Origin of the sequence: Peribacillus butanolivorans, assembly GCF_001273755.1 — a bacterium.
Taxonomy (GTDB): Bacteria; Bacillota; Bacilli; order Bacillales; family DSM-1321; genus Peribacillus; species Peribacillus butanolivorans.
In genome coordinates, this window is record NZ_LGYA01000001.1 from 3,995,949 (window position 1) to 4,017,036 (window position 21,088).

19 protein-coding genes, 1 pseudogene and 1 riboswitch are annotated in these 21,088 nt (G+C 38.0%); of the genes and pseudogenes, 7 read left to right on the forward strand and 13 right to left on the reverse strand.

The features are described 5' to 3' along the window. The first annotated feature begins 17 nt into the window (after window positions 1–17). Together AKG34_RS18465 and AKG34_RS18470 are read left to right on the forward strand one after the other, a co-directional pair. Window positions 18–1,142: a serine hydrolase gene (locus AKG34_RS18465; RefSeq protein WP_053347439.1), complete on the forward strand. Its 1,125-nt coding sequence runs from the start codon at window positions 18–20 to the stop codon at window positions 1,140–1,142. Between the two features lie 97 nt (window positions 1,143–1,239). Next, the gene (locus AKG34_RS18470) at window positions 1,240–1,677 is read left to right on the forward strand and encodes a GNAT family N-acetyltransferase (RefSeq protein WP_053347440.1); all 438 of its coding nucleotides are present in this window, start codon (window positions 1,240–1,242) and stop codon (window positions 1,675–1,677) included. Window positions 1,678–1,741: 64 nt separating this feature from the next. Here the strand turns inward: AKG34_RS18470 and AKG34_RS18475 are convergent, their stop codons facing one another. Next, window positions 1,742–2,026 carry a transition state genes transcriptional regulator AbrB gene (locus tag AKG34_RS18475; protein WP_053347441.1) on the reverse strand — a complete coding sequence of 95 codons (285 nt, stop codon included), beginning with the start codon at window positions 2,024–2,026 and terminating at the stop codon, window positions 1,742–1,744. Between the two features lie 622 nt (window positions 2,027–2,648). Between AKG34_RS18475 and AKG34_RS18480 the strand changes: the two genes are divergently transcribed. From AKG34_RS18480 to AKG34_RS18495, 4 genes are all read left to right on the forward strand, one after another. Beyond that, on the forward strand, window positions 2,649–3,620 hold the full coding sequence (locus AKG34_RS18480; protein WP_053347442.1) for a DMT family transporter: 972 nt from the start codon (window positions 2,649–2,651) through the stop codon (window positions 3,618–3,620). Window positions 3,621–3,920: 300 nt separating this feature from the next. Beyond that, a riboswitch (guanidine-I (ykkC/yxkD leader) is annotated at window positions 3,921–4,022 on the forward strand. A 70-nt stretch (window positions 4,023–4,092) separates the two neighbouring features. After that, window positions 4,093–4,434 (forward strand): DMT family transporter, encoded by a 342-nt coding sequence (locus tag AKG34_RS18485; RefSeq protein WP_053347443.1) that lies wholly within the window; start codon window positions 4,093–4,095, stop codon window positions 4,432–4,434. Next, on the forward strand, window positions 4,434–4,748 hold the full coding sequence (locus AKG34_RS18490) for a DMT family transporter (protein WP_053347444.1): 315 nt from the start codon (window positions 4,434–4,436) through the stop codon (window positions 4,746–4,748). Before AKG34_RS18485 ends, AKG34_RS18490 begins: the two co-directional genes overlap by 1 nt. A 142-nt stretch (window positions 4,749–4,890) precedes the next feature. Continuing rightward, entirely contained in the window at window positions 4,891–5,076 is a 186-nt protein-coding gene (locus AKG34_RS18495; protein ID WP_053347445.1) for a DUF8096 family protein, read from the forward strand. Window positions 5,077–5,436: 360 nt separating this feature from the next. Here the strand turns inward: AKG34_RS18495 and AKG34_RS18500 are convergent. The 8 genes and pseudogenes from AKG34_RS18500 to AKG34_RS18535 all read right to left on the reverse strand — a co-directional run. Then, window positions 5,437–5,703: pseudogene (locus tag AKG34_RS18500) on the reverse strand (LysE/ArgO family amino acid transporter); the annotation flags it as partial. A 39-nt stretch (window positions 5,704–5,742) separates the two neighbouring features. Then, window positions 5,743–8,964, reverse strand: a complete 3,222-nt coding sequence (locus tag AKG34_RS18505) for a DEAD/DEAH box helicase (protein WP_053347446.1) — start codon at window positions 8,962–8,964, stop codon at window positions 5,743–5,745. 208 nt (window positions 8,965–9,172) lie between these two features. After that, complete coding sequence (locus tag AKG34_RS18510) at window positions 9,173–9,406, reverse strand: YczF family membrane protein (protein WP_053347447.1); 234 nt, start codon at window positions 9,404–9,406, stop codon at window positions 9,173–9,175. An 18-nt stretch (window positions 9,407–9,424) separates the two neighbouring features. Further along, window positions 9,425–10,543, reverse strand: coding sequence for a GerAB/ArcD/ProY family transporter (locus tag AKG34_RS18515; protein ID WP_053347448.1), 1,119 nt, complete (start codon window positions 10,541–10,543; stop codon window positions 9,425–9,427). Window positions 10,544–10,564: 21 nt separating this feature from the next. Beyond that, the gene (locus tag AKG34_RS18520) at window positions 10,565–11,785 is read right to left on the reverse strand and encodes a Ger(x)C family spore germination protein (RefSeq protein ID WP_053347449.1); all 1,221 of its coding nucleotides are present in this window, start codon (window positions 11,783–11,785) and stop codon (window positions 10,565–10,567) included. Next, a complete protein-coding gene (locus AKG34_RS18525) occupies window positions 11,775–13,415 on the reverse strand; it encodes a spore germination protein (protein ID WP_053347450.1) in 1,641 nt (546 codons plus the stop codon). Before AKG34_RS18525 ends, AKG34_RS18520 begins: the two co-directional genes overlap by 11 nt. Window positions 13,416–13,624: 209 nt before the next feature. Further along, window positions 13,625–14,242 (reverse strand): DedA family protein, encoded by a 618-nt coding sequence (locus AKG34_RS18530; RefSeq protein ID WP_053347451.1) that lies wholly within the window; start codon window positions 14,240–14,242, stop codon window positions 13,625–13,627. A gap of 94 nt (window positions 14,243–14,336) precedes the next feature. Then, entirely contained in the window at window positions 14,337–14,990 is a 654-nt protein-coding gene (locus AKG34_RS18535) for a phosphatase PAP2 family protein (RefSeq protein ID WP_053347452.1), read from the reverse strand. Between the two features lie 1,009 nt (window positions 14,991–15,999). Here AKG34_RS18535 and AKG34_RS18540 point away from each other — a divergent pair. Continuing rightward, window positions 16,000–16,803, forward strand: coding sequence for a class I SAM-dependent methyltransferase (locus tag AKG34_RS18540; protein ID WP_053347453.1), 804 nt, complete (start codon window positions 16,000–16,002; stop codon window positions 16,801–16,803). A gap of 19 nt (window positions 16,804–16,822) precedes the next feature. On the opposite strand, the gene AKG34_RS18545 is transcribed toward AKG34_RS18540, so the two are convergent. The 4 genes from AKG34_RS18545 to AKG34_RS18560 all read right to left on the reverse strand — a co-directional run bounded on the left by AKG34_RS18545 (window position 16,823) and on the right by AKG34_RS18560 (window position 20,998). Next, window positions 16,823–18,061: a cytochrome P450 gene (locus AKG34_RS18545; RefSeq protein ID WP_053347454.1), complete on the reverse strand. Its 1,239-nt coding sequence runs from the start codon at window positions 18,059–18,061 to the stop codon at window positions 16,823–16,825. A gap of 481 nt (window positions 18,062–18,542) precedes the next feature. Beyond that, window positions 18,543–18,722, reverse strand: coding sequence for a DUF4083 family protein (locus AKG34_RS18550; protein WP_053347455.1), 180 nt, complete (start codon window positions 18,720–18,722; stop codon window positions 18,543–18,545). 77 nt (window positions 18,723–18,799) lie between these two features. After that, a complete protein-coding gene (locus AKG34_RS18555; protein ID WP_053347456.1) occupies window positions 18,800–19,714 on the reverse strand; it encodes a LysR family transcriptional regulator in 915 nt (304 codons plus the stop codon). 36 nt (window positions 19,715–19,750) lie between these two features. Beyond that, entirely contained in the window at window positions 19,751–20,998 is a 1,248-nt protein-coding gene (locus tag AKG34_RS18560; protein WP_053347457.1) for a CynX/NimT family MFS transporter, read from the reverse strand. Window positions 20,999–21,088: the final 90 nt, after the last annotated feature.

A 21,088-nucleotide genomic window follows, 5' to 3' on the forward strand; every position in this document is an offset into this window, starting at 1 on the left:
AAAAGGCAGGTGTTATTTTGAAAATATTACTCTTTTTAATCGGAGGTATTGGACTATCTCTATGTTTGATTCTAGGAATTGGGATGTGGATGTTTAAGAAGGATATCAACAAAGAGGATCCAGAATATATAGTTCAGTTTATCAAGGAGAATGCAGAGAACAAGAACGTTTCTTTATCCATTCATCTTAATGATGAGAAATGGGTACATGTTAATGCCAACACGCCGCTTCCTTTAGCAAGCACCGTCAAAATCATCGTAGCCATTGAATATGCACAACAGGCGGCAGTGGGGCAAATCAATCCAGAGCAAGAAGTGAAATTAGCCGACCTAGACAGATTTTATGTTCCTAAAACAGACGGGGGAGCACATGAGGCATGGATTACTCAGGTCAAAAAGGATAAAGAGATAGATAGAGTTCCTTTAAGTGAAGTAGTAGATGGAATGATTGCTTACAGTTCTAATGCGAATACAGATTACTTAATAACTATGCTTGGCCTTCAAAACATCAATCATGTTCCAGGGAGCTTAGGCATTACCAGTCATGAGCCAATGTATCCCATTGTAAGTTCGCTGTTCATACCTGACCAATTAATGAAAGAAAAAAAATTAACTAAACAAGATACCCTAAAGGCCCTGAAAAATATGGACAAAGGTGAATACCGTGATCGGGCGATTGCTATTCACAAAAAGTGGCAGACTCACCCCCCAACAGATCAGGAAAAGAAACAAGCAATGAAAATGATGGGTAGTGATTTTCAAAAAAATTGGTCTGATCGTTTGCCCCGAGCAACTACAGAAGACTATGTCTCCATAATGAAAAAACTAAATAGCAAGACGCACTTTGATAAAAACGTTTATGTGTATCTCGATCCGGTATTAGAACAGATAATGAAAAGTCCAAGCAATCGTGAGTGGCTTGTTCATGCAGGTCAAAAGGGAGGCTCTACTGCCTTTGTTCTTACGATTTCGATGTATGCGAAGGATAAAGATAATAACCAAACAGAGCTTGCATTTTTTGCAAACGATTTAACCTCTATTGAACAAGCAAAACTTTCCAAAAATATGAATGCGTTTCAGCTTAAATTTCTAACAGATACGAAATTTCGAACATACGTCAAAAAAGAAGTATCCAATCTATGAAGCATTAGGCAATGAATCGAACAGTTTATTCACAGCCACTTATCAATAAATGGTAAATTAAGAGTATTCTATAAAATAAACACTGGAGGTTCATTACATGGGTATTCAAAAAGCTACTTTAAATGAGCTTGATTCCTTAACAGAACTTTTTGATTTATACAGAGTGTTCTATGAGCAAACGTCAAATCTTGAGGGTGCAAGGGAGTTTTTAAAGGAAAGGTTAACGAACGAAGAGTCGGTCATTTTTATGGCCTTTGATGGGGTTAACCCTATTGGTTTTGTTCAATTATATCCTTCATTTTCATCAGTGAGCATGATGCGGTCATGGGTGTTAAACGATTTATTTGTGAAGGGAAATGCTCGCAAAAAGGGATTTGGTGAGAAGTTATTAAAAGCCGCTATTGCTTTTGCAAAAGAAACTGGTGCAAAAGGAGTGTCGCTTGAGACAGATAAGGATAACGGCAATGCGCAAAAACTTTACGAAAAAATTGGTTTTATTCGAGAATCTAATTATTTTTATTACTTCTCCATATAAAATGAAAAAAGTGTAGAGAAAATAAAATTTTCTCTACACTTGAATGCTTTTTATTTAAAATGAATTATTTAGCAGTTTCATAGCTTGCTTGAATTTCTTTAATTAGAAGTTCAGCACCTTCACGGCTAAGTATTAATTTACCGTTTGCAAGTTTCATATTGTCATCAGATATATCGCCCGTTACCTGACAAGTCATGTTTGCTTTGTATTTTTGAAGGATTATACGCTCTTGTTCTACGTAGATTTCCAAAGCATCTTTCTCTTTAATTCCTAAAGTACGGCGTAATTCGATAGGAATTACTACCCGTCCTAATTCGTCAACTTTACGTACAATACCTGTAGATTTCATTTTTATTTACCTCACTAATTTTCTTTCAAATTTTACATCTATACTTTTCGTCAACATTCGACATAATTTGCACTCCTATAAATATACCACTCCCTCCCAAATTCGTCAATTCTCGTATCTTCGTATATTATCTACCTCTATATGATTATTATCTTATAACTCAATAAAACCTCTATAAATAGCGCTATTATGCTATTTTAAAGGTTTAAATTAGGTATTTTTTGTATGATAAACATAAAATTGGCATATTAATTTTTTCCATATCCAAACATCAATACTCTTATTTAAAGATATAATTTATGTCGAATATTGCAGAAGACATATTCACAGTCTTAAAGAATGCAGTTGATTTTTTTGTATAACTGAAGGACAATTTAGTATGATTGTTAGATTTAATATTTAGAATATTCACCTTATCTTTCCGTAACAAATCTCCTCATTAGCTCTTGAAGGGAAAGTACGTTAAAACATGACAACCTGGTTCGTTACTCCAACCCTAAGGTTTGAATCTCGTAAAAGGTATGTTCTAAATTCTTTTCTAATCATAAGAAAGCCGAAACGATTGCCATACTTCAGAGGCTTGGCTAATTATTGGCTCATAAAACAGATTGAGGTGAGTCGATTGCGACCAATTATATTAGGTATTTGCTCTGCTTTCTTTTTTGCATTTACGTTTGTGTTAAATCAGTCAATGGAATTATCTGGTGGAAGTTGGATATGGAGTGCTTCGCTTCGATATATCTTTATGGTTCCTTTTCTAGTATGTATCGTCCTAAGTAGAAAAAACCTCCGACCACTCTTGCAGGTGATGAGAGAACGACCAGGGCCTTGGTTGCTATGGAGTTTTGTAGGGTTTGGATTGTTCTATGCCCCCTTATGCTTTGCATCTGCCTACTCACCTGGCTGGCTAATCGCCGGCACTTGGCAAATCACGATTATCTCAGGTGCTTTACTTGCTCCGTTATTTTTTGAAAATGTTCAAACACAAGATGGACTCGTAAGGAAAAGAGGAGAGATTTCTTTGAAAGGTCTTCTCATGTCCCTTATCATTCTGTTGGGGATCATACTTATGCAACTAGAACACACTAAGCATATTTCTATGGCAAATCTCTGGTTGGGGGTAATCCCAATCGTCATCGCCTCATTTGCATACCCTTTAGGGAACCGCAAAATGATGGAAGTGTCTCAAGGACGTTTAGATGCTTATCAGCGTGTGTTAGGGATGACTTTAGCGAGTCTGCCATTCTGGTTCTTACTTTCGTTGTATGGTTTTTTTACGGTAGGAGCACCAACGAAAATGCAGAGTTTTCAATCCCTTTTGGTAGCACTATTTTCTGGAGTTATTGCAACGGTCCTTTTTTTCAAAGCGACCGATTTGGTAAGGGGAAATATGCAGAAGTTAGCTTCCGTTGAAGCCACACAATCAATGGAAGTCCTTTTTGCTCTTGCCGGGGAATTACTATTTTTATCTTTACAATCCCCTTCTCCTTTATCGTGGTTCGGCATCTTTATCGTTATTATTGGGATGATTTTGCATAGTTATGTTTCTCATATAAAAGAAGTCAATCCTCGAAATCAGTCAGTGAGTGACTAATATAAGAGTAAGGCAGGACTATAAATGCATCTGATAAGACCAATGTGTTGGTACTTGTCAGATGCATTTTTATTGGAACACTAGAGAAAGTATGTAATTTAAAATCTTAATTAGCGGTAATTTATTGAGGTTTCATTCGAGCATTTTATTTGTCCTCATCCTGTTATCGTAATTATAGAAGGCTGGAAAGGATTTGGATGCCTTTTTCGAATAGATTCATACATTCATTGGAAAAAGTAAATAGCCCTTTAACCTTGAGTAAATTTAAAATGTATGTATAATATAACTTAATTGTATATGTTAAATGTTTTCTAGGGTTCCGTTGCAAGTGTCTGTGCTAGTCTGGTCCGAGAGAAAACTCACAGTTTTGCTGTGTCACGGAAGGATAAAAGCCTGGGAGAAACTGTTTTACAGTTATCTCTTAGGCTTTTTTTGTTTTTTGGTAAGAATAAAATTGGAGGTGTTATTTTTAATGAGTACAAACTGGATTAAGGTATTTATTGCTGCTTTTTTTGAAGTTTTTTGGGTTATTGGTTTAAAACACGCAAATGACTTTTGGACTTGGACTGGAACTGTTATTTCTATCATCATCAGCTTCTATTTAATGATAATGGCTGGACGAAAACTTCCCGTTGGAACCGTATATGCAGTATTTGTAGGAATGGGGACAGCAGGAACCGTTTTTTCCGAAATCATATTCTTTGGAGAATCATTTAAATTGAGTAAAACACTTTTGATTTTACTGTTATTAGCAGGGGTAATCGGCTTGAAACTAGTGACTAAGAATAATGTTGAAAAAGGAGATGAATCCTAATGGCTTGGGTCTCTTTAATCTTAGCTGGGCTATTTGAAATGTTTGGTGTTGCGATGATTAATAAATTGCACAAAGACCGTAATTGGCAATCCTTGGCGCTGTTGTTTTTCGGATTTGGGGCAAGTTTTCTATTTCTTGCTTATGCCATGAAAACATTACCCATGGGGACGGCTTATGCAATCTGGACAGGAATTGGTGCGTCTGGTGGAGCAATAATCGGCATGCTTTTATATGGGGAATCAAAAGACTGGAGAAGAGTCGTTTTTATTGCAATGGTGTTAGGTGCAGCAATAGGATTAAAACTTGTTTCATAAGAAGTTTTCACTCCTTCTTTGTATAAAAAGTTCTTATATCAATTTAGAACAAATCGATTTGGGTTTTATCACTTACCTACCTACTGCTATAAAAATTTGGTATGATAAATTAGTTAAATAAAATAGTGAAGGTGATTTTACTTTGTCTGAAGAAATTCCAGAAGAAAAAAAGGAATATGACACCACAATTATTTATGACTACGCAGATTATCCTGACATCGTTAGTGGTCGCTGTGACAATTGCGGTAAAGCTCAATTTGAAAGTTCGGTTAAGAACTATGTATATATTCGTAAATGCAGAGAGTGCGGCATGAAGAAATCGATTTGACCCTATATAGTTATAGGGTTTTTATTATTTTTTACTTTTTGTTCGTTTGGATTTATCACATATACTCTTTCCTTTCTTCGGAGATCAAAATCAGAAAAGGTTATAGCAATAAATGAATTCCTTCAGCGAATCATGGTAGATGCCAGATTTCCCTCGCAGTATGACCTGATCTGATTGTTTTCTTTTTAATCAGCTTTCTTCTTTCATAGTGGCGCCCGGAACGCTCTCAAATTTCATGTTACCCTTCAATAGTCAAAACTTAAAAGGCCGCCAATTGGAGGGCGGCCTTCTTGGGCTAACACTATAATTGACTAGGAACGCCGTTAAAAGTCCTACTACATTTTGTATAGTTGGAATGCTATATATAGCGACAATCCATATCATAATTGCAGATACTTTGTTGATTTCGTTTATAAATCTCCCATCGGTATCGATATCTCCTACCTTTTTCCCCACGATAGCCAGACTGAAATACCAAATCCAAGAAATTAATATAGTTGCAGCGGTAAACGTCATTTTCTCTATCCCGGTATAGCTAAGAGAACTGATTCCAATAACCCCAACGGTATCAATAATCGCGTGGGGGTTTAGTAATGAAACAGACATAGCAAACATAATCTGTTTTTTAGAACATTGCTGCTAACATTCTGTAATTCCCCTAGCTCTCTATATCATCAATATTTCCCGAATGTCCTCTTCAGTAAGAGCAGATGACGATTTCTCCTCAGGGTCGATGATTTCTTCAATCAGATGCCTCTTTTTCTCTTGCAGTTCATTCATTTTTTCTTCGATTGTGCCGCGGGCAACAAGTTTGATGACCTGAACAACATTTTTCTGTCCCATACGATGAGCACGGTCTGTTGCTTGTTCCTCGACTGCTGGATTCCACCAAAGATCATATAAAATGACAGTATCGGCACCCGTCAGGTTAAGACCTGTACCGCCTGCTTTCAATGAAATGAGAAATATATCACGTTCACCTGCATTAAATCGATTACAGATTTCAACGCGTTCTTTTGATGGTGTTTGTCCATCTAGGTAGAAAAAGGGCTGCCCTTGATTCGCTAAATCTCTACCAATGATCTGAAGCATTTTCGTAAACTGTGAGAAAATCAGTACCCTTCTTCCAGAAAGCTTTGATTCCTCAACAATCTGCATTAGTTGCTCATATTTAGCTGAGCTTCCTTTATAACCGTCCACAAATAAGGCGGGGTGACAACAAATCTGTCGTAACCGAGTCAAGCCAGCGAGGATTCTAATACGATTTTTCCGAAGTGTATTTTTATCCAGATGTTTCAATGTGTCTTGTCGCAGCTTTGCCAAATAAGCAGCATACAGTTTCTTCTGATCAGGTAGCAGTTCCATCGATTCCATCGACTCGATTTTTTCTGGAAGCTCCGATAATACATCCTCTTTCAACCTCCGAAGTAAAAATGGCCGGATCCTACGAGCAATTTTTTCCCTTGAGAGGTTACTGTATTCCTTTAACCCCATGAATAGTTCAGGAAAGACAACGTGAAAAAGGGACCACAGCTCTTCTAGTGAATTCTCAACCGGGGTACCAGTGAGGGCGAAGCGATGATCCGCTTGTATCTTCTTCACCGCTCGTGCCGTTTGTGTCCCTGGGTTCTTAAATGCCTGTGCCTCATCAAAAAACACCGTGTGAAAATCTTGTTTCTCAAACCACATAATGTCCTTACGTAATAACGGATATGAGGTAATGACAACATCTATGCCCGTTATTTCCTTCTGTATCTTTGACCTTTCTGTTTTATTGCCATCCACGACGATGGCTTGTATATCCGGGGAAAATTTCATGAATTCACTCAGCCAGTTATATGTCAAAGATGATGGACAAACAATAAGAGCGGGGAGGTTCTTCTTACGGATGTCTGGAAGCTCGGATAAAATGAATGCGATGCTTTGCAGAGTTTTACCCAGTCCCATATCATCTGCGAGAATTCCTCCAAAGCCATAGCAAGCAAGTATTTTCATCCATTTGTAGCCGCTTTTTTGATAGTCCCGTAATATTGACTCTAAACTCTTTGGCACCGCGAACTCCAGGTTACTTGGATTGCGGATGTTTTCCAAGAACTTGCGGAATGACTCCTCTATTGTAAATGTATTGCTGTCATTTACAGAATCAAGAAGCTGAAGCCCTCTTACGATTGGTACATTTAAGCGACTTTCCAAATCTTCATTCTGGACCGGAAGTGCATTCAGAAAACGATTGATTTCTTCAAACTCCCTTGTCTCAAGGGAAAGCAACGATCCATTCCTCAAACGATAATACTTCCTTTTTTCCTCTAGAGCTTCTAGAACTTCTCGTATTTGTTTTTCAGGAATGCCATCCATTTCAAATTTGAATTCCAGCCAATTAGTCCGTTCTTTTTTGATTTTCACCCTAATTTGCGGAGCAGCATTCCCTCGGGAAATCCGATTTCTTACAGCAGTCGTGGCATATATTTGAACAAGCTTTTGAAGTTTCGGAACGACATGGTACAAAAACTCATACTCCAACTCTTCATTATGTAAAAAATATCCACCGTCTGTCTTGGCAAACATGCTATCATCCATCAGTTGCAGGATCTCTTCCTCTTTATCCACATCTCTTATAAGCTTGGAAACTGACTTGAGTTCCTGATTTTCCAAAGGATTAATCACGATATTTTCATAGTGAAATTCCAACCCTGCAAGCAGCCTATTTTTTACGCGATCTAAGTATAGCTTAGCAATCAATGGTGTCTTCTCGAACTGCTCAGAAATGGCCCCCGAGAAATGAACATCACCTAGTTTTTTCAAACCTGGAACCACTTTTTCCAGGAATAACTCTAATTGCTCCTGATGAATTGGAATTTTATTCATTCCTGAATCTTCCAACATCTGTTTTAAATCTGAGAGACGTTGGCAGTCTTCACTTTCGAGGGGAACCAATTTCCCTTCAGATAAAACAGATCTGTATGCATTCATCACAATTATTTCATTCAACCCTTTAATATTCAGTTTATATCCTTTGCCCTCACTTTCGGCAAATTCAAACTGTAAAGGAAGCGGTTCGCCGGATATCTGAAAACTGTCAAACGTATTCCCGTCATACGCAAGCTTCACCAATGGTGCGATTGTAAGGATAGGGACAAGCCTTTCAAAAGAAGTTGGCGGAATGAGTAACAGGTGATTGCTCATTGTATAGTCAGATTTGTACGGAAGGGCGTCAAGATAGACCTGTTCATCATAAGTCACTTGGATAAGCTGCTGAATAACTGCATCTGTTTCACGCTGAAAACAATGGAGATCAGGATCATACAGAAATGAAAGGGACACTTGGGCAGGTTTTCCTTCTTTTACCTGCTTCAGAAAATCCCTGAGATTTAGTACATTTGTCGGACCAATCTTCACTTCAATTCCGAACATGTATCTGCCCTGGCCTATCGTGATGGGCTTACATGTAAACTCCGCATCAAGCACCTGCCTGTTTTCAAAGTGGAGCTGATGGCCACTTGAGCGTACAGGCTGATTATTGAAAAGCGTAAGCAAACCATCTGTCAGCTTCATATTTGCTGAAGCGTCAGACTGAGGTTCGTTTAGACCTTCAGGAATTGTTCCTTGACGCTGGTGTTCGTATACCGACAGTAATACGGCCGCAATATGCTGACAATCCCGTTGAAAAGAAGCAAGCGTTGGGCAGCTGCATTTCGTGCGAAAGCCTCCGGCAGCATCCACTTCAATAGAGACATGGAAATCTTCTATTCCTTTAACAGTTGCTTCACAACCATCAGGACGGTAACTTTCAAATGTCACTTTATTAGCACGATAAAAAGCATCTCCTCTTTTGAAGGAGACTGTCCCGCACATATCTTTAATGATTTTTTGATTTAATTTGATATTCAAAATGCCGTTCTCCTTCCTGAGGACCTCTGTGCTATTGTTATTTATGTAAAGGTGGTTTTCCATTCTATATGAAAAATAAGCTCATTTTATCATCATACTATGAAATGGGAATCCGAGGTGGTAAAAAAGCAAAAAGACAAACCCCCTTATTCAAATCAGATTTGAAATAGAGTTCATCTATAGTGCAGCAACGGGAATATGTAAATCTTTATTGTTGTCCTTTGGCTTTGTTTCCTTTCTTTTTTTTTCGATAAAAGAAACTAAACAAAAGCATAACAAGAAGAAAAAGAAAGAGGACAAGTTCAGTCACATCCTTCACCAAAAAAGGATTAAATGCATGTTTAATGGAATTATCCAAATCAAACCCTAAAAGATTATCTAGGCCTAAAGACAAGGCCACTAAAAGGATTAGCATCAAAATAGTAATACCGAAGATTTTCATTTTTATCAGCTCCACCTTTTAGGGTTTTGGTGGTACAAAGCCCTGCTTTTTTTTTCTATTCTTAAAATAAGCAATAACCAAAAGAAATACTGGAATTATCACTTGAAATGGTAAATGAACGTAGATGGGCACAGCACCTAGCCCTTCATGGATATGTTCCGAATAGCTACTTGCAATCACAATGGATATTAGTAAAATGACAAAACCAACTGGATAAGCCAGCCGAGAAGGTTCTTTAAAGTTGAAAACATTTGCCGTACCCGTTACCGCTACATATGTAAACACACTTATTTTGATGAACCCTCCAATCATGAGTTTAACCAAAAAATAAACATCGAGTCGTTCCAAAAAGCCAGCGATCTCAATTGACTGAATGAGGGAAAGAAAAGGATATTGCGAACGTATTGTAAGATCCACCCCAAGCACAGCTACATTCAAAGCCATTATAAACGCGAGAAAAATACCGCTTGCAGCCAAACTCCCTATACCAATTTTTTTTAGCCTCTGAGGTTCGTTCAAATAAGGAAAAATCATTAAAAAGACAATGATTTCGCCAAATGGAAAAAATAAGGTTTCAGTAAAGGACATTTTCATCATCTCTACCCCACTGATTTCAAAAACAGGTTTTAAGTTGTTTATATGGATCATTCCTGAAACAACAATCAGAAGAATGAATGTCATGAAAAGTAAATTCTCTAACACAAAGAAAAGTTCTCCCGTCCTTGCCAGTACCTCTATCCCTTTACGAACCGTATACACCACCACCAAAATAAATACTGCGTTCGCAAAAAATAACGGAACATGAGGATAGGCGAAGGTAAGCAGGGTCTCTCCGAAATCCCTCAACACTCTTGCAGCAAGATACATGAAATATAGAATGTATAGAAAAGCTACTATCCTTCCTAAAAAATTCCCCATTATATGTCTTACATATTCAGTTAGCAGCTGATCAGGGTAGTATTGAAAAAGGCCATAATAAACGAAAAATAACAAAAAACCGCCTATCATCGCAATGAGAATGACTAGCCAAGCGCCCTGTTTGGCTTCACCTGCAAGCGGAACCAAAAGTGCACTTCCTATTTCAAACAGGAAAATAAGGACGAATAGCTGGAAGCCGCTGATTTTTGCCTTTTCCACGAGGATGCCACTTCCTTTCCATTATTGATCGCTCTTTTTTAAATTTGAAAGATACGGCTTGTTACGTAATCCTGTACGGCGAATGAAAGTCTCTACCTGTACATCTACTTCCAGCTTAGGAAAAGAAACATCGTCCCAGTCCTTTTCGATTTTTTTCCATTCTTTCGGATGGGATTCGTGCATGATTTCACCAAAGCCAAAAATATCGGATTTATTTTTTTGTGCACGAACGATCGCATCTTCCATCTCCTTCTTTAAGTCTTTTGCTAACCTCTTTTCAATGTCTATCAGAACGTGCGGACTGTTTAGATTCACGGGAATATTTGCCTCGCGGATATCTCCTTCAACAAGGACCTTTATCAACATTTTAGGTTTGCCATTTTTCATTTTTGCCGCGACGTTGGTTTTTTGGCGTTGCACTTGATAGGTGATTGCGTCTTTTTTATCATTCCAATCAATGTTTAAATTGGTATGTGCAATCCTATCTAAAACCCACATCGAGCCTATTGCCTTATTACCATCCAGCCAGTCAATCAATTTACCATCTTTAAATACACCTATTCCAGCGGTAGTTGGGTTAGCCTCAATATCAGAGGTCTGAGTATTCTCCATTTTATCCTCTTTATCTGTGTTACCCTTCACGGTAAAACCACTAATTATCGGTTCTTTTCCGGTACTCACAAGGTTTTTAATCACTTCTTGAAGATTGACACTGATACTTCTCCCCTGCTGTTTTTCCGAAGATTCAATCGTCCTAATGACTTTTTCAGCTGATACTTTATCGATTGCCGTTAATGTTTCGACTATATCCCTGGCTTTTACACCTCGGGCTATCACGATCCTCGAAGTTGCCCTAAATTCAGGGGAGCGCTCAAAGGCATCGAAAATAGCGTTAATGCCCTCTTCTTTTGCTATTTCCTCACCTATGACGATCAGGTTTGCATGAGCGAAATACATATCTCTTGAAATTTTTGTTGAAGCAATACTATCTAGTCCAAGCACATTATTTCCAGTGGCCCTATAAACGGATATGGCGGGATTTGTCCCGCCGCCTCCCTGAAGAGACCCCGCAACATTGCCTGGGTTAATGATTTGAAACGTTCCCACTAACTTTCCTTCTTTATCTTTATCGATTCCCATTGCCGAGACGATGGCTATCTCGTTTAACTCTTTTTTATCCCAGCATCCAGAGGTGAACGTGGTGCCGATCATCAAGAGCAGAACGAGCCATTTACGATTCATTGCCTTCACCTTTTTTCTTGTCAGAAGTTTTCATTCCCCGCGATTCAGGAGGCAAAGGTCTTTGATTATCGCCTTCCCGTATCAGATTATTATTGGAGCTTAATAATTTTGGTCTTTCTTTGAACGCCCACATAGGTCTTCTAAAGAATGTGTCACCTAATCCTTCTGGGTTAAGAGGGGCGAGAGGTGACATATAAGGAACGCCGAATGAACGGAGGCTGCATAAATGGACGATGAGGACGATAAAGGCTAAAATCATGCCATAGAAACCTAAAACGCCGGCACAAATGATAAATCCGAACCGCACTATACGTGCAGAAATGGCGATGGAATAAGAAGGAGTCGCAAAACTGGCAATCGCCGTGATCGAAACGATGATGACCATTGCCGGTGATACAGCGCCAGCCTGGACTGCCGCCTGCCCAATCACCAATGCTCCGACAATGGACATGGTTGAACCAACCACCTTTGGCATCCGAAGGCTTGCTTCCCTTAAGATTTCAAAGGTTATTTCCATGACGAGTGCTTCAACAACGGCCGGCAAAGGAACCGTTTCCCTTTGCGCTGCAACAATGACTAGCAACTTGGATGGGATCATTTCCTGATGAAAAGTTGTGGCTGCAACATAGACAGCCGGTCCCACTATAGAGATTATAAAAACGATGATCCGTAAAAAACGTGTGGCTGAGGCAATGTCGAAACGATTATAATAGTCTTCGACAGATTGGAAAAACTGTACGAATAAGGCTGGGGCCACCAAGACAAAAGGCGATCCGTTAACAAATATCGCCACTCTTCCTTCAAGAAGATTACCCGCAACCATATCAGGTCTTTCTGTATGATTAAGGGTAGGGAATGGGGTCATGACCTGATCTTCTATCAATTGTTCAATGTATCCTGATTCAAGAATACTATCGATATTTATTCCTTTTAAGCGCTTTTTGACCTCCTCGACGATTCCTTCTTTAGCAATCCCATTTATATACATAATGGAAACATCCGTCTTTGTCACAGTACCTATTTTCATAGACTCAATCCATAAATCCTGACTGTTAATAATGCGGCGTAACATGGCGATGTTTGTTGCATTCGATTCAGTAAATCCTTCTCTTGAACCGCGGACCGTCAAATGTGTGCTTGGTTCCTGAATGGAACGCCGTTCTCCCCCTCTTGTACTGGCAACCAAGGCTTTGTTTATGCCGTCAACAAAAATGATGCTATCCCCTGATAATAATGACAAAAATAATTTTTCCCAGTCCGTGACAGATTCTACACCACCGAGAGAAACTACTTCTTCAGAAATCACGTCCAGTGCTTCTTTAGGAAGTAGTTTTTCTTTTAGATGAGGGTTTTTCATGATTGATTCAATTAAAAAGTCCGTAACGCTTGGATTATCTATCAAACCCTGCACATACAAGATAGTCGTTTTAATTTCAGGGTTTTGACTGATTTTCAACGTTCGGACAATAATGTCCGGGCTGTTACCCGTTTTCTTTTTCATATGGTCTAGATTGGCTGAAATAGAGCTGTCAATATATTCAAGTTTTTTACTTTTAGATTGATCTTTATCATCTATCTTTTGCTTCTCACGTTTCTTCATTTGTCCTTTATTTTTGAAAAAAGAAACCATCGCGCCGAACCTCATTCCTTTTTCGTTTCACTCATTTTGTCCAAAGCACATTCCCTTTATTCTACGTTCAAAGCTCATCCTCTCCGCTTTCCCGTTTGAATGACATATGAAAAAGGCTGTCATAATGACAGCCTCTGATGTTTATATAAGATTATGTAATGAAAGTTCAGACTTGAACGGTCCTTTATCATTTTTTAAATCTACTATAATCACTTTCTTTTTCCCTTATTTCTTCTAAAAATTAAAACAACGAAAAGAATAAACAGTAATACAAATATTGCATATACGATGTTTGAATAAATGTCCATATACCCTACGATGTTTTCCCATGAAGAACCTACAGCTGCTCCAACATTCACCAGAATCACGTTCCAAATCAATGTTCCGGTTGTTGTGTATAGTAAAAAAAGCCAAAAACTCATATGAGACATACCTGCGGGAATGGAAATTAAGCTTCTAATCAACGGAACGAGTCTACAGAAAAAAACAGTCCACGCTCCGTATTTGTCAAACCAAGAATTTGCCTTATGGACGTCCGTTACTGTTAACCGAAAAATATGTCCCCATCTACCCACAAACTTCTCTATCCTTTTCACATCAATCAGTAAACCAATCCCATAAAGCACCACAGCCCCTGCCACTGATCCAAGAGTTGATGCAATCACGACTCCGAATATAGTCAAATTTGTTGATACCGTGGTCATAAAACCTCCAAAGGTTAGAATGACCTCTGATGGAATAGGCGGAAAAATATTTTCCAATGCTATTAATAGAAAGATTCCAATATACCCAAAATTATTCATAAATTCCGTAATCCAGTTTTCCATTTAAAAGCTCCTAACTATTTCAATCATTTGATATAATCAGCAGATAACTTGTTTAGTCCCTAGCTGCTTTCTTATTGAATTGCCTGTCCTAACTTTAGTTAACTTCTTTGTTTTTCTGGCTTTCTTTATACTTTTGGAAAACCCAAATGGAAATGGCAAGCCAACAGCCACTCGCTAAATATCCTCCAATAATATCACTAGGATAATGGACCCCCAAGTATATTCTACTTATTCCTATTGTAAGGATCATCATCACGCTGAACAAAATCAACAGAGTTCTCCCCCACATAGTCGAAATATGCCGCCATAGTAGAAATGTGAGAATACCATATAAAGTGAATGCATTCATCGCATGTCCACTTGGAAAACTGTATCCCCCTATCTCAATGAGTCGATGTAAATCAGGACGAGCTCGTTGAAAGAAAAGTTTCAATATCAAATTGAGGAGAGTTGAGCCAACCACGACAGCACTAAATAAGACTAGCTCCAAACGATGTTTCAATACCTTATACAAGTAAAATAAAACAAGTAAGGAAAGTATAATTATGGAACTAGATGAACCAATAAACGTAAAGACCTTCATGATGGTTGTTAAAAACGGAGACTCTAATCCTTGAACGAAGGAAATCACCGCTCTATCAAAATTCAAGAATTCATATGCACTTATTGTAAATGCCATTATACTGAATCCAATTAAAAAAATTACACTTAATACAAAGGCAATAGACAACTGAAACTTTAATTTCATAATAACATCCTTTCACTTTTTAAAACCGCTGTTGCATGATTAAAGTAAGATCTCAATATAGAGTTTTAACTTCATTCTATATGATCTAAACCATAACAAAGAACGAAAGGAACTTGCATTTCTTTCTGTTTATCCAGTGTAAATACTAATAATTCATTAGTTTAATTCATTAGTTAACTCATTTATTCTATCTGTTTCATTTATGATTATATGTAGCGAGCTTTATAAAACGTCTTTTTGATTTCCCCCCATCTTTGTATTAGAGAAAGATTTCTGTTAATAATAAACAGTGGATTCGGAAGGACATATGATGCATCTTCAACGTATCCATTATTAAAGTATACATACTGAATGAAGAAGGAATAAGATTTTGATTAGATTTTGATTAGATTTTGATTAGATTTTGATTAGATTTTCATTAAAATTTGCTAATCTTTCTACAAAAAAATAAACAGGTCGGTTATCTTCCTCAATTAGCTCCACAATTTATTCAAATAATAGGTAAAGAACCACTCGTGAAATGAAAATCCCTGCTCCCGCTACATAATTTAAAATCATTCTATCTTTTAATACTACTCTATACAGCTTAACCAACTCAACTTAAGGTTACGGTAAATATATCTCCTTATCCAACTTCAACTTGCTGGATTCTACACCAACATGGTCTTAACCTTAATGATGAAAGTAATATCTATATCGAATAACCCTTATGTACTTAGTCCTCTTTAACATTGGTGCTATCTAAAATACTTCTATTACATTTACATAATTACCCATTATGATACAATCAAAGATATACATATTCTGTCATCCGTATTTGAAAGGTAATTATTATGGGGGATTTTCTTTCTAGCTTTCTACTTATTACGGGTTGGCCATATTTGTTGATATGACTTTTTGTATGGTTAATAAAGCTTGATAAACACAAAATTGCTTGTTTCTTTATAGCTCAATCCTATCACTATAGATCACCTGAGTCTGAGCAAAAAAAAAAGAAGGTGGAAAATGAATGAAAGTGAATTTCGGAAAAGTAGCTAAAGATTATGCTAAATGGAGAAATGATTTACCTGGTGAATTAATAGAAAGCTTAAAAATCAGAGGAATAAACTTTGCTAATGTTCCGGTTGCAGACTTAGGTTCTGGGACTGGCGTTTTGAGTAGAGCTTTATTTAAGGAGAGAGCTAAGGTGGTTGGCGTTGAACCATCAAAGGAATTGATAGAAGAAGCGCATAATATTGATAGACAAGAAAATAGTAGAATAAAATATGTTAATCGATATTCAGAGGATACAACTTTAGAAAGTGATACTTTTGACTTTGTAACCGTTTTAAGGGCTTGGCACTGGTTTGATCGAGAAGCAGCATTGAATGAAATAAAGCGGATTATTAAAGAAAATGGCACGTTAATAGTGATGGATTCAGGATTCGTTTCTAAAAGTAACGTAATAAAAGAAACGCTTCAAATCATTAAACGTCATATGCCGGATGGCAAACTAACCTCTGCAGGATCTAAAGCGAATGTCCAACAATTTATTAACGGCTTTCCGGTTAAGTGGTTTAACGAATGGCAGGAACATCAATTTGATTTAACAGATACATATAAATTCTATTACGATGTGACATTTAAAAACGAAGAATGGTGTGGAAGAGTGGGGTCATTATCCTGGCTTTCAAGTTTTTCCGAAGATAAGCGGGTACAAATCCTCGATGAAATCCACTCACATTTGGTAAAAGAGTTTGGGAACATTCAGCATACCATTCAACATGTATGCAATGTAGTAATCTTAAAACGAAAAAAACCTTATGCTGGTTAATGGCATAAGGTTTTTCTTTTTAATGTTTACTGAATGCCTTAAGTGGTAAGCTAGTTAGAGTTTGCCCGGTCGCTGAATCGGTCAGATTCTCTTCCAACTGAAACGAATCCACTGATTCAATATGTGAGTATTTCTCTAGAAATGTGGTAAGGGCAATTTTTGCTTCCAGTCGTGCTAGCGGAGCACCTAAGCAGAAATGCGGCCCATTTCCAAAGGCTAGATGTTTCTTATTATTAGGACGGTGTATATTAAGAGTGAATGCGTCTTCAAACATATCCTCATCCATGTTTGCTGCACTCATCCAGGCAACCACGACATCCCCTTTCTTCAAATCTACTCCTAATAAATCGTTATCTTCCTTTACTGTACGATCTAATTTGGTTAAATTGAATCGGTAACGCAGCATTTCCTCAACGGCTTGTGGTACTAAATCCAGGTTATTACGTAACTCTTCATAGACTTTATTGTCATCATATAATAGTGAATAAAAGGTATTGGCAAGTAAATGACTGGTTGTCTCGACTCCCGCTCCTAAAATCAACATGGTCGTACGCACAACTTCATCATCTGTAAAGGTTTCACCATCTACTTCAGCCTTCAATAGATCGGATATGATATCATCAGCTGGATGTAACCGTTTCTGTACAACAATTGGATATAAATACTCATAATATTCTCTTGCTGCCACTTGCTTCATTTCATTAACTTTTTCTTGTTTTTCTTTGTCAAAGGGAAGGAATAAGATATCTACCCATTTTTTAAACAGTAAACGATCTTTTGAGGGAACGCCCATTAAGTCTGACATGACAATAATCGGAAGCGGACTTGCCAATGATTGCACAATATCAATTTCCTTGTCTGCCCCCATCTGTTCGACTAATTCATCTGCAATTTCCTGAATGCGAGGTTCCCAGTTTTGGAGACTTCTAGGTGTGAATGCTGCGGCCAACAGTGAACGGCGATTTCTATGCACAGGTGGATCCGCTTCAGTGATTTTGATCTTTTCAGGTGCTGAACCTTCCTTGCTATCCGTTCCAACCGATATGGTAGTCCGTTCCCGCACACTCGTAAAATATTTATAATCACTAAGAACACGCTTAACATCTTCATATTTAAAAACATTCCACGTATTTGTTCCTTCGTGATAGCTCACAGGGTCATTTTCTAACATCTGTTTACACCAGGCGTATGGACTAAATTCCTCTGCACGGGACTTAAACTGAGTGACTTCTTTAATTGCAATAATTTCTTTCATGATACCGACTCCTCCTACTTCTCAAAGATACCTAACAAAAGGATTGAATGTTTAGCATTCTTCATCTCCGACACTTAGTTATAGGGTCATCATTCATGTACGTAAATTTTTGATGGTTTGTTTGTATTTTCTTTATTTCCCTTAAATATCTAACCCACTCCATTATAAGATAAGAAGCCATCACAAACCATGCATCATCTATACCAACTCCTTAACATGCAGTTTGCCCAACAAATGTCATGCATTCCATCATCTCGCCATGTAAAACTGCTTATTTTTAACAAATCCTATTTCTTTTTATGATTCGTTATGTCTTTCAAAAGATGAAAAAAACCTATCTTCTTTTCAAATTCTGAGACAGGGGTTTTTCATTAGCTATTTTAATTGATGATTCCCTGACTAACCTTCACAACCATCAAAGCGGTAATTAGACTGTACCCAATGACTCCTTTTGCATAGAAAAAACGGCCACAGAATGTAGCCGTCAAGCGCTGTCCTTTTTAATTAGTTCATATAAATCATCCATTTTCTTTTCCATGATATCCAGTCTAGTTTTGCGTTGCTTGACAGAACGGAAAAGCGATACGATACCTACTATGATCAGGATTAGAAATACAAGGCAAAACAATTGGTATATCATATCCGCCATATTAAAACTACTCACTATGTAATCCCCCTAAATAGCATTCTAAGTTTTCTATTATACACCTTAAAATTAACAATTTAACCTTTAAAGGGGAATTAAGAATGAAAATCCATTTTTCTTTCCTGATCTTTTTTATGTTCCAAAAACTCCATCGTATATTGTATGAAGCTCTTTACAATATCATTACATGGCCGGCTTTTATGCCAAACCAACCCAACTTTTCTTGAGCAGTGAGGCTCAATGATCTTCAATTTTGCCGTTTGTAAATCATGTAATCTTTCATTTGATAGCAATGATGGAAATAAGGCAACGCCGAGGCCTTTTTCTACGAGCTCATGAGTGATTCCCGTTTCGTCTCCTTCAAAAGCAAAATCAGGATAGAAGCCTGCTTCTCTGCAAAATCGTTCCGTCATATCGCGAAAATCATAACCTAATGGCATAACGATGAAAGGAGCATTCTCCACTTCTTTTAGATAGATGCTCTTTCTATTAGCCAAAGGGTGGGAAAGGGGCACGGCTAGAAGTATTTCTTCTTCTAGGATGGGGACCCACTCAATATGTTCCCCTAGCACAGGTACTGTTGAGATACCGACGTCTATTTCCCCTATTTCAATCTGTTTTTTGATTCGTTCGAAGGAAGCCTGATGTTGTCTAAATCGGGCATTGGGATGTTTCTTTAGAAAACCGCCTAATAACTCTGGCAGAATACTCGGAATGGTAACAGCTATGGAGATTAATTTATCCTGCTTATCTGCCAGGAAGGCTAATTCCTTTTCCCCTTCTTTTAATTGTAAAAAGACCTGTTCGACAGTTCGCAAATAGGATTCACCGAGTTTATTTAATTGAATTTGCCTGCCTCTTCGATCAAATAATTCATAACCAAGACTATTTTCCAATTTACTAATCATTTTACTGAGGGCTGGCTGAGTGATGTTCAATGCTTCCGCTGCTTTTGTTAAATGTTGATGTTTTGCAACGATTTGAAAGTATCTCATTTGTAAAAGATCGATCGGGGACGCCCTCTTTCTACGTATTTTAAAAACCCATTATATACTATAAGACTTTTCATCACTTTTTTGGATTTTCTTCAAAGCAGGTTTCCTTTGACCAACAAAGGCACCGGATATAATTAATAATACAGTAATGAAAATCAGGATCAGTTTTGGTAATGCCCAACTATGAGTAAGATCATGAATCAAGCCAATCAAGATTGGTCCGATCGCGGCAAGTAAGTATCCAATAGATTGTGCCATTCCTGAAAGATCAGCTGCTTGCTGTGCACTTTCCGTACGTAATCCGAATGTGATCATGGCAAAGCTGATGGCCATACCGTTCCCTAAACCTATCAAAACCATACAAATTGGTATCAGCGAAAGCTGACCGAAACCCACACCCACCATACCGATGGTCATTAATATCCCTGATATGATTCCAAGAATGCTCCTGTTTGGGATGCGCATCGCGACAATTGGGGTAATGATGGTCGCCGGAAGCGAAGTGAATTGATTAATGCTTAGCATCCAGCCGCTTTTAGCCTGATCCATGCCTTGAGCCATCAACATATCAGGAAGCCATGCTGACAAAATATAAAACGGTAATGATTGTAAGCCCATGAAGAGTGTGATGTTCCAAGCTGTCGGCGATTTCCACATTTCAAAGGAAAAAATCGATGTTGTTGATTTTGAAGCGCGATTCTTTCTTTCTCCCCGCTTTCCCTTCACTTGGGGCAACCAAAGAATCAATGTGGCAATAGCTAGAATTGCCCAACATAATAAAGATCCTTGCCATCCTAAGCCTGCTTCTTTGGCTAATGGAATACTGATTCCAAAACCGATGGCTGATGAAAGGTTCATGCTCGCTATGTAGGCACCAGTCAAGATGCCTGCTTTCTCTGGATGTTTCTGTTTGATGATACCTGGAAGTAGAACATTCCCAACTGCAATGGCAATTCCCATAAAAGCCATTCCGGTCATTAAAGCCGTAACTGATGAAATCGATCGAAGGAATAATCCCACTATGAGTAGCAGTAATGAGTATAGTAAAGTCCATTCCATTCCAATTCGCTTTGCAATCAATGGGGCCACAGGGGAAACCAAAGTAAAGGCTATCAGCGGAATCGTCGTCACCATCCCTGCGACTGCATTATTGATTCCTGTATCATCACGAATCAGGCTAATTAATGGACCTATTGACGTAATAGGTGCACGAAGATTGGCCGCTATGAACAGAATGCTGATTACCCAAATGATGCTGATCTTTGCATTATTGTCTTTGATTCCTATGGTTTTTCTCATTTTTCCGTTTCTCCCCTGAACGCATAGAGCCATTATTTTTCGATTCAATCTCATTATACTCCCGCTCTCGTGAGGAAAATAATAGAAATT

Bases quoted from the DNA above. Each gene is read 5' to 3' on its own strand.
- AKG34_RS18470 (WP_053347440.1), top strand. From the start codon at position 1,240: ATGGGTATTCAAAAAGCTACTTTAAATGAGCTTGATTCCTTAACAGAA.
- AKG34_RS18475 (WP_053347441.1), bottom strand. From the start codon at position 2,026: ATGAAATCTACAGGTATTGTACGTAAAGTTGACGAATTAGGACGGGTA.
- AKG34_RS18485 (WP_053347443.1), top strand. From the start codon at position 4,093: ATGAGTACAAACTGGATTAAGGTATTTATTGCTGCTTTTTTTGAAGTT.
- AKG34_RS18490 (WP_053347444.1), top strand. From the start codon at position 4,434: ATGGCTTGGGTCTCTTTAATCTTAGCTGGGCTATTTGAAATGTTTGGT.
- AKG34_RS18510 (WP_053347447.1), bottom strand. From the start codon at position 9,406: ATGAAAATCTTCGGTATTACTATTTTGATGCTAATCCTTTTAGTGGCC.
- AKG34_RS18520 (WP_053347449.1), bottom strand. From the start codon at position 11,785: ATGAATCGTAAATGGCTCGTTCTGCTCTTGATGATCGGCACCACGTTC.
- AKG34_RS18525 (WP_053347450.1), bottom strand. From the start codon at position 13,415: ATGGTTTCTTTTTTCAAAAATAAAGGACAAATGAAGAAACGTGAGAAG.
- AKG34_RS18530 (WP_053347451.1), bottom strand. From the start codon at position 14,242: ATGGAAAACTGGATTACGGAATTTATGAATAATTTTGGGTATATTGGA.
- AKG34_RS18535 (WP_053347452.1), bottom strand. From the start codon at position 14,990: ATGAAATTAAAGTTTCAGTTGTCTATTGCCTTTGTATTAAGTGTAATT.
- AKG34_RS18540 (WP_053347453.1), top strand. From the start codon at position 16,000: ATGAAAGTGAATTTCGGAAAAGTAGCTAAAGATTATGCTAAATGGAGA.
- AKG34_RS18560 (WP_053347457.1), bottom strand. From the start codon at position 20,998: ATGAGAAAAACCATAGGAATCAAAGACAATAATGCAAAGATCAGCATC.